The following is a 12,760-nucleotide window of genomic DNA, read 5'->3' as shown; positions in this document are numbered from 1 at the left end:
GATATTTTAATTGATTTTTAAAAGCTTCTTTTAGTAGTAATAATAATATTATTTCTATTAGCTTTTGCTATTTTTGCATATTCTAAAAATAAAAAAGCAAATTTAAAACTAAGAATGAGTGGATTAATATCGCTCATAATTTTAGTTTTGGTTCATACTAAAATAGAATCTTTAGATATTGTAAAAAATGAATGGCTAAAAACCTTCCCAGAACTTAAAAATACATATATGAACATATCCATGACTATTGGAAATAATTCAGGGCTTGATTATAAAAGTCCTACATTTAATAACTCTTATGAAATGTTTAAGAATAAAATAAACACGGTTACAAATTATGAAATTTCTAATTTAAAGCCAAACATAGTATTGTGGTTGAACGAAAGCACTCTTGATGCCTCTTTTTATAGAGGAAATTTAGAGCAAGTCGATATGTTTAAAGGCGACTTTAAATTCCAAACATTAAATAGAGTTCATACTTTTGGTGGTAAAACATGGAAATCAGAATTTGAAGTATTAACTGGTTTGAGTCCTGATGAATTTGGCGCAAGCTCATCTTTAGTTTTTCAATATGCAGCACCTCATATAAAATATTCTCTACCAAAAAATTTAAAAGAAGAAGGATACTATACAATAGCTCTAAATCCTTATCCTGGAAGTGCTTATAATTCAAAAAATGCTTATAAAAATTTTGGGATAGATGAATATATACACCCAAGTGAATTAAAATGCGACGGAGCTGGTGATAAAATTAGAAAATTAAAATATATAACATCCATGCAAATGGGTGAATGTGTAAAAAAAATTTTTAAAAAATATGAAAACAAGCAACCACTTTTTATTTATATGCTAACCATAAATGAGCACGCTCCATACAATAGAGCGAAGGAAGTTAAATTTGGTTTGAATGAATTTTATGACGAATCGCAATCTATAAAATTAACAGATTATTACGAAAGACAGATAGAGCTCAGCAAAGCTGTAATAAATTTTAACGACTTTATGCTAAGCACAAACAAACCGTATATTTTTGCTTACTTTGGAGACCACCAAGGAAACATGGGACTAAAAAGTAATGATGTAAAATTTAATAATTTTACAAATCCGCTAAATATAACTGGCTTTTATGTCAAAGGGAGTAATGGAGTTAAAGAAATAAAAAACAACTTAATGAATTTAAGTGAGCTATCTTTAATGCCTAGTGTATTGTTAGAACTTGGACAAATAAAACCAAATGAATTTTTCAAAGCAAATTATGCTATGAGAAAGATATGTAATAAAGTTGATGACTGCGAAGATAAAGAACTTTTAGAAAGTTATAAAAGCTATTTATATGATTATCTTAATGCAGCCAACAAGTAGTAATTTTATTACTGCTCCAATACACTAATTAGTGTTCGCATCGGTCTTTAAGCCTTATAGAGCCCTTTTTGAGCCGTAGATATTTTAAGCACAGGGGCAAATTTACGCCCAGTTTTTTTGCAGACTGGGTTTGTAAAAAGTAGCGCTTGTGAGCCCTCGCGCTTGACCTCGATGTAGCTAGCGTGCGCGATCTCCAGGTCGATATCTACTGGCTCCTCAATCACCCTAAATAGGCCATTATCTTTTAAAAGCTTGATGTAGTCCATATTTTTCCCTTAAATTTTTAAGGATGATAGCCAAAATTTGATAAAAAAGGAGATGATAATATTTTGTTATTGTATGCAAAGGCAGTTTGTGTGGCGTTTAGTTTATTGTCTATTTTTATCACAAAGATAATAAATTTACACTCTAACATCTCAGCTAAAAAATGGCGGCAAAGCAGGCGAATGATTAAATTTACGACTACTCTAGCAGCTCGCCAAAGATCTCTTTGCTATATTTCATAAAGCGCTCATTAAGCTTAACATCCTCGGTATCTACGCAAATGAGACTATCTTGCACCTCAAAAATGATGCTCTTATCAGTGATCTTTACTCGTTTGCAAGCGTTGTAGCAAATGTCGCCATTACACTCGGCATATAGGCCGTTTATCTCGGCGTTTTCGTCATCGCCCTTTTTTAGTTTGATCGTTCTTTGAAATATTATGTAGTTTTTGTAGTTATATTTGTCGTCTGCAAGACCGATCATATAGTAGTTGTCTTTGCTATTTTTGGTGGCGCTTATGGCTTTTGCTTTAAATTTTAGCTCAAACACGCTTACGCCATCTCCTCGGCGCGTTTTAGCAGCTCTCTCGCCCCTTTTTCTATAAATTTATGAGCTAGCTCTTTGCCAATGCTTTGAAATTTATCTTTGCTAGTCTTTAAGCTATCTTTTATATACTCGCTCCCATCAGGCAGGCCAACGATCGCATCGATAGAAATTTCATCGCATTTTAGCCTTGCACTTATGCCTATTGGCACTTGGCAACCCCCCTCTAAAACGCTTACAAAATCACGCTCTATGGTCGTTTCGATGACCGCATTTTCGTCATTTAGAAAGTCAATCTGCTCTAAAATTTGCTTCTCATCTCTGGCCTCGACGCCAAGAGCACCCTGACCCATCGCAGGTATCATCTCGTCAAAGCCAAATGTGTAGATGTGTGCCACTTCAGACTTGATATTTAGGCGGTTTATGCCTGCCATCGCCAAAATGATCGCATCAAATTCGCCCTCTTTTAGCTTGCGTAGGCGGGTTTGTACGTTTCCACGAAGTGAGATGATCTCAAGATCAGGCCTCATGATAAGTAGCTGCATCTTACGGCGTAGACTCGTTGTGCCAACCTTTGCGCCATGCGGTAGGTCGCTAAATTTAGCAAATTTCTCACTTATCATCGCATCTCTCGTGTCCTCACGTGAGCAAATGGCCGCTAGTTTAAGCCCTTCTGGAAATACAACAGGGACGTCTTTTAGGCTATGCACGGCGATGTCGGTCTCGCCTTTTAGCATGCTATCTTCAAGCTCTTTTGTAAAAAGCCCTTTGCCGCCGATCTTTGCAAGTGGCGTGTCAAGTATCACATCGCCCTTTGTCTTCATACCCTCAAGCACGACCTTCATGCCCTTGTGCTGCGCCTCGATCCTAGCCTTGATATGCTCGCTTTGCCAAAGCGCTAAGATACTCTTTCTGGTTGCTATTTTTATCTCTTTCATCATCACTCCTATTTTACTCTTTTTGGCTCTTCGATGACCTCAACGTCGATGATCTCACCATCATCTTTTTTACTGCCCTGCTCGCTAAAGTTTTGAAATTTAAACTCCTGATAGCTCTCATTTTTTGCTACATTTTTCTTAAATATCAAAGAAAAAACGATCACGGCGATACCAAAAACATCTGTCAAAATTCCAGGTAAAAAGAGCAGCGCTCCGCCAAAACTAAGCCCTAGCTGGCTAAATAAATTTCCACCAAGAAAGCTTTTAAACGCCATTTGTGGCGAATTTAAGCTAGAAAATCCAGCATTAAAAAGAAGTGCGATACCCACAAATCCAGAGACTAGCACCTCAAGAAAGTAGTTCAAAAAGCCAAATTTATCAACAAAAAGATAGATAAATACCGCTTCTATCAAAAAAAACAAAAATGCAAAAAATCTCATAAGCTTTCTTTTATCTTTCTAAAGGCGTCGTTTGCCTCTATCGCCTCTTTGCTTAGCCCATCTCTCGTGATAAACTCAACCTTGCCATTTGCAAATTCTTTACCCACAAGCAGTGCATAAGGGAAGCCGATAAGTTCAAAATCATTCATCTTAACGCCAAATCTCTCGTTTCTATCATCGATGATGACGCTAACACCAGCTTTTTTAAGGCTCTCATAAAGCTCAAATGCAAATTTCACGCCTGCTTCATCTTTTAAATTTGAGATAATGATCTCCACGTCAAACGGCGCGCACTCTTTTTTCCAGATGCAGCCTTTCTCATCGTGGCTAGCCTCTATCATCACAGCGATCAGCCTGCTTATGCCAATGCCGTAGCAGCCCATCAAAAATGGCTTTGCCTTGCCGTTTTCATCAAGATATGTCGCGTTCATCGCAGCTGAATATTTATCGCCTAGCTGAAAAATATGACCGACTTCTATGCCTTTGCTAAGTTTTAAATTTCCGCCGCAAACTGGGCATTTATCGCCCTCTTTTACCTTTACAAGGTCTTTAAATCTCTCTTCGTTAAATCCGCTAACACTAACGCCAACAAAGTGATAGTCTTTTTCGTTAGCGCCGCATATCATGTTATTTGCGCCCCTTAGCTCGTTATCTATGAAAAATTTAACATCCTTTAGCCCAACCGGCCCGCAAAATCCAGCCACAAGCCCAGCTTTAGCCACGTCAGCCTCGCTAGCATCGACAAGCTCTAGCGCCTTGCAAGCATTTTGCGCCTTTGTCTCCTGAAGCTCGTCATCGCCTCTTACAAAAAAGACCACGACCTCCTCTTTGTCCTCATAAATCGCCTTTTTCATAACAGCTTTTATGCAGTAAAACTCGCTAACTTTGAAAAACTCCGCCACATCTTTTATAGTTTTTGCATTTGGCGTTAGAAATTTAGCCGCATCTGCCTCTGGAGCCTCAGTCTCGCTAACTCTTGGCTCGCGCCTTGCAGCCTCGACGTTTGCAGCGTATCTGCAAGCCTCACAGCAAAGTATGTCGTCCTCGCCGTTATCTGCAAGCACCATAAATTCTTTACTGCCGCTACCGCCAATGGCTCCGCTATCAGCCTCAACAGCTCTAAAATTTAGCCCCAAGCGGGTAAAAATCTTACTATAAGTTGCCTCCATAAGGTCAAACTCACGCTTAAGATCCTCTTTGCTAGAGTGAAAGCTATAACCATCTTTCATCGTAAATTCGCGACCTCTTAGCAAACCAAAGCGTGGTCTTGCCTCGTCACGAAATTTGGTGTTTATCTGGTATAAATTTAGCGGCAGCTGCTTGTAGCTAGTCACCTTGCCACGCACCAAAGCAACGGCTGCCTCTTCGTTTGTAGGGCTTATGACAAAGTCATTATCTTTTCTATCTTTAAAGCGCAAAAGCTCCTTGCCAAAGACATTGTAGCGACCACTTTGCTTCCAAAGCTCGCCTGAAGTAACCACGCTAAAGCTAACCTCCAGCGCGCCAGCCTCGTTCATCTCCTCTTTTACCACGCGTGAAATTTTATCGTGCATGATCTTTCCAAGCGGTAGATAGTTATAAAGCCCAGAGCCGATCTGCTCGACAAAGCCACCTCTTATCAAAAACTGATGGCTTGGTAAAGATGCATCTTTTGGCGCTTCTTTGGTCGTTGGGGCGTAAAATTTACTAAATTTCATCTATATCTCCTGCTTGAAAATTTTGTTCATCTTTTATGTCAAATAAAAATTTAACTCCGTTTGAAAGCTCACTAGCTCTCTCCTCGTCTGCAAGCCCTTTTAGCTTCATCGTTGGCTGGTGTAAAAAGGCTTTAAAGACCTGATGGATGAGCTTTTGTGCCTCATCGTAATCGCTATGTTTTAAATAGCCCTTTTTCATCGCCTTTTCTAGCTCGTTTTTAGCGCAAATTTCAGCTTGTTTGCGGATAGATTTTATAAGAGGCACGCTCATATCTTCTTTTAAAGTCTTTAAAAACTCGCTTGTATCTTGACCGACGATCGAGTAGGCCTTTTGCGCCTGCTCCTCTCTTAGGGCTAAATTTTTACGCACGATCTCCTCTAAACTATCGACAGTATATACGCTGATAAGCTCTGTGTTTAAAAGATCGATATCTCTTGGCACGGCGATATCAAAAAAGTATCTGTGAAATTCTCTTGGCTCGATGATCTCGCCTGTGATGATAGCGTGCGGGGCTGCAGTACTTGAAAAGATGAGATCGTAGTTATTTACATACTCTTTTAACTTCAAAATGCTATCCCAGCTCGCGTTATCTCCTAGGCTATCAACTAGCTGCTCGACGCGCTCGGAGCTTCTATTTATAATGATCACTTCTGCGCCGCTTGATATGAGGTGCTTTGCTGCTAGCTCGCCCATCTCTCCAGCGCCCACGACGATAGCCGTTTTACCTTCAAGCGTGCCAAAAATTTCTTTTGCCTTTGCCACGGCGACGCTTGAAACTGAGATCGGGTTTTTAGAAATTTGAGTTTCGTTTCTAACCTTAGCAGCGCACTTACATGCATAGTGTATGATCTTGCTGATGTCTTCGCCACATGAGTTGTTATCATAGGCAAATTTAAAGGCATTTTTTAGCTGGCCAACGATCTGCGTTTCGCCAACGACTAGGCTATCAAGCGAGCTTGCCACGGCAAATAGGTGGTGTGCAGCACCGCTGTTTTCGTAGATGTCAGCTCTCTCATAAAGCTCATCTTCAAAAACGCCTGAAAATATCGACATGCACCTGATGATATGAGCTGTAGCGGCCTTTACGTCCTCCACGCTAGCTATGATCTCGACGCGATTGCAGGTGTTTAGCACCATGCTCTCTTTTATGTTTTTGTTTGAATTTATCAGTTTTAAAATTTGCTCTTTTTTATCGTCACTATCAAATGCAAGCTTCTCTCTGACCGAAATATCAGTATTTTTATATGTAAAACTTATGTCTAAATAGTGCATCAAAATTCCCTATCTATCATGCTTTTTATGATCCCTTCAAGCTCAGCGTTTTTATACTCTTTTATCGCTTCTATCGCTTCATTTCCAAGCCTTTTTGCCTCGTTTATGGCTTTGCTAAGTGAGCTAGTTTTATCAAAATTTTCTTTTAACCACGAAATTTCGCCCTCGTCAAGCTTCTTTGTCCAAAGCGATCTAAGCTTTGCTTTGCCAGCCTCGTCCAGGCTCTTATAAAGATAAATGTAAGGAAGCGTTGTTTTGCCCTCGACAAAGTCGTTAAGCGCTGGTTTGCCAAGCGTTTTTTCATCTTGAGTTATGTCTAAGATATCATCAACGATCTGAAATGCAAGACCTAAATTTTTGCCATAAATGCCAAATTTCTCGCTATCTTTGCCAGCTAGCTTTGCCCCACAAATAGCCGTGGCTTCTATCAAAACAGCTGTTTTATAATAAATCATCTTTAAATATTCTTGCTCGTTTTCATTAAAATTTTCAGCCATTTTCACATCCATCATCTCGCCGATGCTTAGTTTGCTGACCGCATCTGAAACAACAGCTGCGATACTTGGATCAAATTTTGTAAGCTCAAAATAAGCCTTTGAGTAGAGGATGTCGCCTAGCATGACTGAGTTTTTACTGCCAAAAAGCGCGTTTATGCTTGGCTTGCCGCGTCTTATATTTGCCTCGTCTATGACGTCGTCGTGCAGCAAGCTTGCGAGGTGGATGAGCTCGATGATAGCGCAAAGTTTAAGTGAAATTTCACTCTCGCCTGCGATTTTTAAAAGAAGTTTTGAGCGCAGTTTCTTGCCTGAGCTTATCTTTAAAAACATCTCAAACGCCTCTTTATAGCCAAGCTCGTTTATAAATTTGCTCATTATTTCATCGATTTTATCCATTTTTATCCTTCTATTTATCCTCGTGCGGATCTCTAAAACCCACATCCACACGCTTGCTCTCATCTAGCAGCGCTACCCTAAAATGCGCCTTTTTGTCCCTAAAATCAATAAATGATATATAAAGGCTCACGCTCTCATTTGGTGGCATCATAAAATCAGGCAAAACTCGCTGCATGTAGGTGTTTTGTCCTTGCCTTAGCGAAAAGACCATCTGCCTTGGATAGCGCCTAAAAAAGCTTTGCACAGTGATATTTGTGCTGTCAAATAGCGTCCAACGAAAGTCAAAAGTTTCAACTTTTTGAGTTTTTTTCTCGGTTATAAAGACCCGTGCCCACTCATCTTTTTTAAGCTCAAACGTATGCACCGAATTTGGGTCAAAATTTGGCTCTTTTGCAAAAAGAAGAGCGACTAGCAAGGCTATGAGCGCAAAAATTCTACTCATTTTGGCTTAAAATTTCTCCGCTAAGCTCGATATATAGGTCATTTACTCCGTTATAAACTTTATCTTGCTCTGAGGCTATAAAATTTATGATCTCATCTTCGCTAACGCCATGCTTTTCGCAAAGCTCGCTCATAGCTACAAATTTCTCAAAAATTTTATCTATCTCGTTTTTAACCAAAACGGCATTTGCGTTAAACAAAATGTCATAAAATTTATCTCTCGCACTACCCTCAAATATATCTATCATCGCTGTTTCTTTGAAAATTTCTTAAGATTATAGCCAATTAAAACTAAGTTAAAAATTTAATATTATCTCCCACGCCTCGCTGACATTTTTAGCATTATAGGTGGCACGTTTACTCTCCTCGCCAAATCCCCAGCAAACTTGCACATAAGGCATATTTGCGTTTTTAGCCGCCAGCTCGTCTTTTAGGCTATCTCCGACAAAGATCGCCTTGCTGGCTCCAGTTTTACTAACAGCTAAGTGAAGCATCGCAGGATCTGGCTTTTGCGGTATCTCCTTGCTAGCGCCGATGACCTCGTCAAATAGCTCATAAATTTCATTTTTCTTTAAAATTTTCTCTAGCGTATCATGTGGTGCATTGCTTGCCAAAACGACCTTAAATTTAGCCTCTTTGCACTTTTGCAAAAGCTCTTTTACGCCATCATAGGTAGTCGCGCACTCATCATAAAATTTCTTAAATTTCTCTTCAAAGCCCTCTTTTAAGCTCTTGCTTGGCGTGTCGATGCCGTAAAACTCAAGGGCCAAATTTCTACCTGGCTCGTTGATCGCTTTTATGATAAATTCTTTTTCAAGTGGCGGCAAATTTAGCTCATCTCTCACTTCATTTACTGTCTTATATATCGCCTCGCCGCTATCGATCACCGTGCCGTCCATATCAAAAATAACTACTTTCAATCCTCATCCTTAAATTTATTTTTATGCTTTTCTTTTTTATATGTCTTTTGATTTTTTAGCTTATCAAGGAGATTTGCTGCCTTTAAAAGTTCCTCTTTTGGGGCATTTTTGATAAGTAAATTTATAAAATTTTCTAGCGCTTTTGAGTATGGCTGATCAAGATATACAGCCTCTACTTTTTCGATGACTTTCGCGTTTTTCTCAACTCTTTGGCGAAATTCGCTCTCATCAAAGTCATCTCTTTTTAGGCCGTTTATCGCTGATTTTGCAAATTTTTCTAGCGCACGAAGATATTTTACACGCTTAAATTTGTCCGTGACTTGGTTCAAATTTTTCCTTTTTTTAGCAAATTATATCAAAATTTGATTTTATCCCCTAAATTTTGGCTTTGCTAATGTATAATTTACGCCAAAATTACTTAAACAAGGAGCAAAAATGAAGCAAGAAACCGCTGCGATCCACGTAGGCTACGACACACATGAGGGCTTTGGTACGATGGCTGTGCCTATTTTTCAAAGCACGGCTTACGACTTTGGAAGTGCCGAGACAGCAGCTGCTAGATTTGATCTAAAAGATAGTGGCCACATCTACACAAGACTTGGCAATCCAACGACAGATATCTTTGAAAAAAGGGTCGCCGCACTTGAAGGCGGAGCTGCTGCGATAGCGACTGCAAGCGGTCAGTCAGCTTTGTTTTACAGCATAATAAATTTAGCCCAAGCAGGCGATAACATCATCATCGCTAAGAAAATTTATGGCGGCACGACGGTGCTTTTTACGCACACACTAAAAAGATTTGGCATAGAGGCCAGAGTCTTTGACAGCGACACTGCTGATGATCTGGAGAGTTTTATAGACGAAAAAACTAGGGCTATATTTTTTGAAACGCTTTCTAATCCGCAAATTTCTATCCCAAATATCGAAAAAATCGTAGAGATCGCAAACAAATATGGCATTATCAGCATCACAGATAATACTGTGCCAACGCCTATCATCTTTCAGCCACTTCGCCACGGTGTCGATGTTTGTGTGCATAGCGCTAGCAAATATATGAGCGGTCAAGGCCTTAGCCTAGCAGGTGTCGTTGTAAGTGCAAATCACCTAAACGAAAAGCTAAAAGGCAACAAGAGATATGAGCACTTTAACCTGCCAGACGCGAGCTATCACGACATCGTATATGCTGATATGACAGATAAATTTGACATCTACACGCTAAGAATGAGGCTTGCTATCGTGCGCGACATCGGTGCTGTGATATCTCCGTTTAACTCTTGGCAGCTCATACAAGGGCTTGAAACGCTTGCTGTTAGGGTTGAAAGACACTCGCAAAACGCGCTAAAAGTGGCTAAATTTCTAAACTCTCACAAGCATATAAAAAGTGTGGCTTATCCAGGGCTTGCCAACAACGTAGATCACGCAAAGGCGCAAAAATACTTTAAAGATGGCATGGCAAATGGGCTATTTTGCTTTGAGACTGATAGCTTTGAGCGCGCAAAAAAGATGCTAGAGCGCGTAAAACTCTTTAAGATCGTGGTAAATATCGGCGATACAAAGTCGCTCATCACACACCCAGCCTCGACAACTCACCAACAGCTAAGCAGCGAAGAGCTTATAAAAGCTGGCATCACAAAAGAGCTCATAAGAGTTAGCATAGGCCTTGAAAATGCCGAGGATCTGATAGCTGATCTAGCTCAAGCCTTAGAATAATCACATTTCTAGCTCTTTTTGGGCTAGAAATTTAAAATTTACTCAAGCTTGCCGCATGTCCTCTCGCACTCTTTTGCTTGTCTTAGAAATTTTATAACGATATAGATGACAAATAGTGGCATGCTTATATACCAAAAGGCAAAAAAGGCGAGTATAAAAAACATAAATAAAAATGTTGCAAAATATACTAAGACCGCAAGGATGATAATATCAAGCATTTTGCCTCCCATTTTGCTAGTGTTTTGGTGATTTTATAAAAAGCAAAATAAAATGAGACTGAACGGATTTGTTTTCGGCTCTAAAATTTGAGCTAAGCGGTAAGCGAAGTCAAATTTTAATAACCAACTCTTGAGAGTGAATGAAATTTTAAAATTTGTAAAAATATTTTTTAGAAATTTAAAGTTTTGTTTCTTCGTTAAGGGGGAAGAGGCTTGAATTACGGTCTGCTTGCAGTTGCGAGCTTGCGAAGCAAAGCCGTCCATTATCCACTTTTTAAATCCCCTGTCTGCTTGCAGTTACGAGGTGAAGCCCGAGTAAAACCTCGCACGTTAGAGGTGCATGCCTAAGTGCTAACGCACTGCATGCAATTCAAAACTACGACAAATTTTAAAATTTCATAAACGAGCAATTTCGGCTCTAAACTTTGTAAAACGACTTTTCAAATCAAAGTGATTTTACGCTTAAAATCAAAGTGAGCTAAAAACCGCATTTTTTCACTTTGATTTCTAACGTAAATTTTTATATTTTTAAATAGCTTTTTACAACCTTTTAAAACATATTAAATAACTAAAATTTACCCCCCCCCAAACTCTATGTCTATTTCATACCCACTCGTGCTAAGCTTATGGCTTACTTCTTTTATGATAAACTCATTTGTTTCTAGCCCAGCAACTCCACCAAATTTAAGCTTGCCGCCTGCTATGATATTTTTCCCTTCGCAGCTGCATCTGCCGTTTATTCCGCCGCGTTGTAGCTCGTTAAGTTTAGCTTCTGCTTGTTTAAAGGCCTCATTATCACTTTTTGGCTCGGCTATTTGCATCTTATAGACTATTTCTGACTTCTTGGACGAACGAAGTTTATCCTGCGAGCGGGAGTTGCCACTCCCTGCACCCTCCGCTCCGCTTCCAACCTTAATGCTTTTACCTTACCAGCTTCAATATCTTGTCACTCTACTATTACGGCTGTATAAGAGTTTCTATTAGCTTCAGTGATCTCTAGCGAGTAAAAATTAGTTAAATTTAGTGTAAAAGTGGGCAAATTCTCGTTTTTTGAAGTATTTGAGGTTTGGCTAGCATCGCCATTTCCAGCTTCGCTTTGCTCGCGTAGAAACCTCACGCGGGCTTCGCCTTGTGCCCCGTTGCTGGTTTTGACATCTTTGGCTGTTATGATGATGTTATCATTTTTAACAGCCATTAAAAAGCCAAATTTGACGCATAGATCATATAAAAACTCTATGTCACTTACATTATCTTGGATAACATTACAACTCTTTAGCTTTTGGATTAATCGCTGTTAGTTTTCCAAGCAGTGATGACATGTTATTTAGTATAGGAGCTTTTTTGTTTAGCTCTCCCATTATCTCTACCGCTCTTTTGCTCTCAAAGGGAGCATTTTTTAAAGTATTACTCACCTTAGAAAAATCAGTTATTCCATCTTTGGTAAATTTATCTATTACACCACGGATCAAGTTAGTTTCTAGTGCTTCTTGCTCGCTACTGCTTAATCTAGCTGTAAGAGCTTTTAAACCTAAGCCATTTTCCGCATTAAGAGCTTTTAAAAGAGAGTTTGTTATATCGCCACTACTCTTTAGCTCACCCATTACATCATGGTAAATTTTAGAGTTTTGAAGTTCTTTAAAAAGAGCATATTCACTCCTTGCTTGTTTTAAAACATCTTTTGCTTTTTGACTAAGAGCTGTGTTGTTAAAGGCTTGCTCAGCTACATTGTCTATTAGTTTCTTTCGTTACTTTTCAGCAAAGGATTGTATTATCATTAAGTTAAATTCAACCTAAAGACTTTAAAAACAAGAAAAAACATAAAGACCTTACTACACATAATCAATAAAAGCCAATTAAAAAGAAATAAGAAAGTAAAAAAACCAATAATTTTATACTTAAGTAGAAAGTAACACTTACAAAAACTAGGATTAAATAAAATAAGAATTAAGCAGATTAACAACAAAGCCCGCAACGACCTACTTTTCCAACATCCCAGTAAGGGAGAGTATCATCAGCCAGGACGAGCTTAGCTTCTTGGTTCGAGATGGAGCAAGGCGTTTCCTC

At 39.0% G+C, this 12,760-nt stretch carries 16 protein-coding genes, 1 rRNA gene and 1 pseudogene; 2 read left to right on the top strand and 16 right to left on the bottom strand.

The window, feature by feature from the left end; all coding sequences use genetic code 11:
- The first annotated feature begins 114 nt into the window (after positions 1-114).
- Positions 115-1,362: a sulfatase-like hydrolase/transferase gene (locus tag G6W42_RS10130; RefSeq protein ID WP_194173900.1), complete on the top strand. Its 1,248-nt coding sequence runs from the start codon at positions 115-117 to the stop codon at positions 1,360-1,362.
- Positions 1,363-1,419: 57 nt separating this feature from the next.
- Here G6W42_RS10130 and G6W42_RS10125 read toward each other — a convergent pair.
- The 11 genes and pseudogenes from G6W42_RS10125 to G6W42_RS10075 form a co-directional block, all read right to left on the bottom strand.
- A pseudogene (locus tag G6W42_RS10125) lies at positions 1,420-1,628 on the bottom strand (menaquinone biosynthesis decarboxylase); the annotation flags it as partial.
- Between the two features lie 196 nt (positions 1,629-1,824).
- On the bottom strand, positions 1,825-2,175 hold the full coding sequence (locus G6W42_RS10120) for an Imm10 family immunity protein (RefSeq protein WP_194173899.1): 351 nt from the start codon (positions 2,173-2,175) through the stop codon (positions 1,825-1,827).
- Between the two features lie 2 nt (positions 2,176-2,177).
- A complete protein-coding gene (hemC, locus tag G6W42_RS10115; protein ID WP_194173898.1) occupies positions 2,178-3,107 on the bottom strand; it encodes a hydroxymethylbilane synthase in 930 nt (309 codons plus the stop codon).
- A gap of 8 nt (positions 3,108-3,115) precedes the next feature.
- Positions 3,116-3,547: an FxsA family protein gene (locus tag G6W42_RS10110; protein ID WP_194173897.1), complete on the bottom strand. Its 432-nt coding sequence runs from the start codon at positions 3,545-3,547 to the stop codon at positions 3,116-3,118.
- On the bottom strand, positions 3,544-5,244 hold the full coding sequence (locus tag G6W42_RS10105; RefSeq protein WP_194173896.1) for a proline--tRNA ligase: 1,701 nt from the start codon (positions 5,242-5,244) through the stop codon (positions 3,544-3,546). Before G6W42_RS10105 ends, G6W42_RS10110 begins: the two co-directional genes overlap by 4 nt.
- On the bottom strand, positions 5,234-6,517 hold the full coding sequence (gene hemA, locus G6W42_RS10100; RefSeq protein WP_002940193.1) for a glutamyl-tRNA reductase: 1,284 nt from the start codon (positions 6,515-6,517) through the stop codon (positions 5,234-5,236). The genes G6W42_RS10105 and hemA overlap by 11 nt, the downstream gene beginning before the upstream one ends.
- Positions 6,517-7,410 carry a polyprenyl synthetase family protein gene (locus tag G6W42_RS10095; RefSeq protein ID WP_194173895.1) on the bottom strand — a complete coding sequence of 298 codons (894 nt, stop codon included), beginning with the start codon at positions 7,408-7,410 and terminating at the stop codon, positions 6,517-6,519. Before G6W42_RS10095 ends, hemA begins: the two co-directional genes overlap by 1 nt.
- Before the next feature lie 10 nt (positions 7,411-7,420).
- The gene (locus G6W42_RS10090; RefSeq protein WP_194173894.1) at positions 7,421-7,852 is read right to left on the bottom strand and encodes a hypothetical protein; all 432 of its coding nucleotides are present in this window, start codon (positions 7,850-7,852) and stop codon (positions 7,421-7,423) included.
- A complete protein-coding gene (locus G6W42_RS10085) occupies positions 7,845-8,099 on the bottom strand; it encodes a DUF2018 family protein (protein WP_194173893.1) in 255 nt (84 codons plus the stop codon). Before G6W42_RS10085 ends, G6W42_RS10090 begins: the two co-directional genes overlap by 8 nt.
- A 48-nt stretch (positions 8,100-8,147) precedes the next feature.
- The gene (locus G6W42_RS10080; protein WP_194173892.1) at positions 8,148-8,771 is read right to left on the bottom strand and encodes an HAD family hydrolase; all 624 of its coding nucleotides are present in this window, start codon (positions 8,769-8,771) and stop codon (positions 8,148-8,150) included.
- Positions 8,768-9,100 carry a hypothetical protein gene (locus G6W42_RS10075; protein WP_085657480.1) on the bottom strand — a complete coding sequence of 111 codons (333 nt, stop codon included), beginning with the start codon at positions 9,098-9,100 and terminating at the stop codon, positions 8,768-8,770. Before G6W42_RS10075 ends, G6W42_RS10080 begins: the two co-directional genes overlap by 4 nt.
- 106 nt (positions 9,101-9,206) lie before the next feature.
- Here G6W42_RS10075 and G6W42_RS10070 point away from each other — a divergent pair, with 106 nt between their 5' ends.
- Entirely contained in the window at positions 9,207-10,478 is a 1,272-nt protein-coding gene (locus G6W42_RS10070; protein ID WP_194173891.1) for an O-acetylhomoserine aminocarboxypropyltransferase/cysteine synthase family protein, read from the top strand.
- Positions 10,479-10,516: 38 nt separating this feature from the next.
- On the opposite strand, the gene G6W42_RS10065 is transcribed toward G6W42_RS10070, so the two are convergent.
- From G6W42_RS10065 to rrf, 5 genes are all read right to left on the bottom strand, one after another.
- Positions 10,517-10,696 (bottom strand): hypothetical protein, encoded by a 180-nt coding sequence (locus tag G6W42_RS10065; RefSeq protein ID WP_194173890.1) that lies wholly within the window; start codon positions 10,694-10,696, stop codon positions 10,517-10,519.
- 575 nt (positions 10,697-11,271) lie between these two features.
- Positions 11,272-11,517: a hypothetical protein gene (locus G6W42_RS10060; protein WP_194173889.1), complete on the bottom strand. Its 246-nt coding sequence runs from the start codon at positions 11,515-11,517 to the stop codon at positions 11,272-11,274.
- Positions 11,518-11,642: 125 nt separating this feature from the next.
- The gene (locus G6W42_RS10055) at positions 11,643-11,891 is read right to left on the bottom strand and encodes a hypothetical protein (RefSeq protein ID WP_194173888.1); all 249 of its coding nucleotides are present in this window, start codon (positions 11,889-11,891) and stop codon (positions 11,643-11,645) included.
- 67 nt (positions 11,892-11,958) lie between these two features.
- A complete protein-coding gene (locus G6W42_RS10050; protein ID WP_194173887.1) occupies positions 11,959-12,297 on the bottom strand; it encodes a hypothetical protein in 339 nt (112 codons plus the stop codon).
- Positions 12,298-12,659: 362 nt separating this feature from the next.
- Positions 12,660-12,760 (bottom strand): 5S ribosomal RNA (rrf, locus tag G6W42_RS10925); the annotation flags it as partial.

This window comes from Campylobacter concisus, from assembly GCF_015230015.1.
In the GTDB taxonomy this organism is placed as follows: domain Bacteria; phylum Campylobacterota; class Campylobacteria; order Campylobacterales; family Campylobacteraceae; genus Campylobacter_A; species Campylobacter_A concisus_AF.
Note: the sequence above shows the minus strand (reverse complement) of the source record. Positions and strands in the feature narration are given on the sequence as shown.

Coding starts and splice junctions, on each gene's coding strand:
- G6W42_RS10065 (WP_194173890.1), bottom strand. CDS start 10,696: ATGCTTGATATTATCATCCTTGCGGTCTTAGTATATTTTGCAACATTT.
- G6W42_RS10110 (WP_194173897.1), bottom strand. CDS start 3,547: ATGAGATTTTTTGCATTTTTGTTTTTTTTGATAGAAGCGGTATTTATC.
- G6W42_RS10090 (WP_194173894.1), bottom strand. CDS start 7,852: ATGAGTAGAATTTTTGCGCTCATAGCCTTGCTAGTCGCTCTTCTTTTT.
- G6W42_RS10050 (WP_194173887.1), bottom strand. CDS start 12,297: ATGGGTGAGCTAAAGAGTAGTGGCGATATAACAAACTCTCTTTTAAAA.
- G6W42_RS10130 (WP_194173900.1), top strand. CDS start 115: ATGAGTGGATTAATATCGCTCATAATTTTAGTTTTGGTTCATACTAAA.
- hemC (WP_194173898.1), bottom strand. CDS start 3,107: ATGAAAGAGATAAAAATAGCAACCAGAAAGAGTATCTTAGCGCTTTGG.
- G6W42_RS10060 (WP_194173889.1), bottom strand. CDS start 11,517: ATGCAAATAGCCGAGCCAAAAAGTGATAATGAGGCCTTTAAACAAGCA.
- G6W42_RS10055 (WP_194173888.1), bottom strand. CDS start 11,891: ATGGCTGTTAAAAATGATAACATCATCATAACAGCCAAAGATGTCAAA.
- G6W42_RS10095 (WP_194173895.1), bottom strand. CDS start 7,410: ATGGATAAAATCGATGAAATAATGAGCAAATTTATAAACGAGCTTGGC.
- hemA (WP_002940193.1), bottom strand. CDS start 6,517: ATGCACTATTTAGACATAAGTTTTACATATAAAAATACTGATATTTCG.
- G6W42_RS10105 (WP_194173896.1), bottom strand. CDS start 5,244: ATGAAATTTAGTAAATTTTACGCCCCAACGACCAAAGAAGCGCCAAAA.
- G6W42_RS10085 (WP_194173893.1), bottom strand. CDS start 8,099: ATGATAGATATATTTGAGGGTAGTGCGAGAGATAAATTTTATGACATT.
- G6W42_RS10070 (WP_194173891.1), top strand. CDS start 9,207: ATGAAGCAAGAAACCGCTGCGATCCACGTAGGCTACGACACACATGAG.